The sequence below is a fragment of the Veillonella sp. ZSJB6 genome (genome assembly GCF_051549505.1).
In the GTDB taxonomy this organism is placed as follows: domain Bacteria; phylum Bacillota; class Negativicutes; order Veillonellales; family Veillonellaceae; genus Veillonella.
Genome location: NZ_JBPUGE010000018.1, coordinates 1 through 697, shown reverse-complemented (window position 1 = coordinate 697; position 697 = coordinate 1). Strand labels below are relative to the sequence as shown.

General features: G+C 42.5%; 2 tRNA genes and 1 rRNA gene. All 3 read left to right on the top strand.

Going from position 1 to position 697, the window contains the following annotated elements:
• Window positions 1–61: ribosomal RNA gene (locus tag ACSV5T_RS09705) — 16S ribosomal RNA — on the top strand; the annotation flags it as partial.
• 123 nt (window positions 62–184) lie between these two features.
• Window positions 185–261, top strand: a tRNA-Ile gene (locus ACSV5T_RS09700).
• Between the two features lie 10 nt (window positions 262–271).
• Window positions 272–347 (top strand) — tRNA-Ala (locus ACSV5T_RS09695).
• Window positions 348–697: the final 350 nt, after the last annotated feature.

Below are 697 nucleotides of genomic sequence, written 5' to 3'. Positions count from 1 at the left end.
GATTGGGGTGAAGTCGTAACAAGGTAGCCGTATCGGAAGGTGCGGCTGGATCACCTCCTTTCTAGGGAGACATACACCGAGCCAAGAGCTTGGATGTCACTTAGGTCGACACTTTGGCACCTAACATTGTTCGGTTTTGAGAGATCTGTTATCTACAAGATAATAAATTTCTCATATATTAAATGGGCCTATAGCTCAGCTGGTTAGAGCGCACGCCTGATAAGCGTGAGGTCGGTGGTTCGAGTCCACCTAGGCCCACCATTTAATACATGGGGGCGTAGCTCAGTTGGGAGAGCACCTGCCTTGCAAGCAGGGGGTCAGGAGTTCGAATCTCCTCGTCTCCACCATTTAGTATTTGACAGCTAGTCTGTTTTATACTAAAATAACAAAGCTATCAATGATAGCAACATATGACGCATGAATCGTAAGATTTATGTCAGAATATTGTTCTTTGAAAACTGCATAGAAGATAATTATTATATTTGTAAGGTCATCTCTTAGAATTTCTAAGTAGGTTGACCCGAGCACATAGGAAATAATTCTCTGACTTAATGGTGACGTACATGTAAAATGTACGGCTACAAAAAACGACAATGTATCTAATGCATGTCAATAAAATCTTAAGTAAAGATTTTAAGGGCGTACGGTGGATGCCTTGGCGATATCAGCCGAAGAAGGACGCGGTAAGCTGCGATAA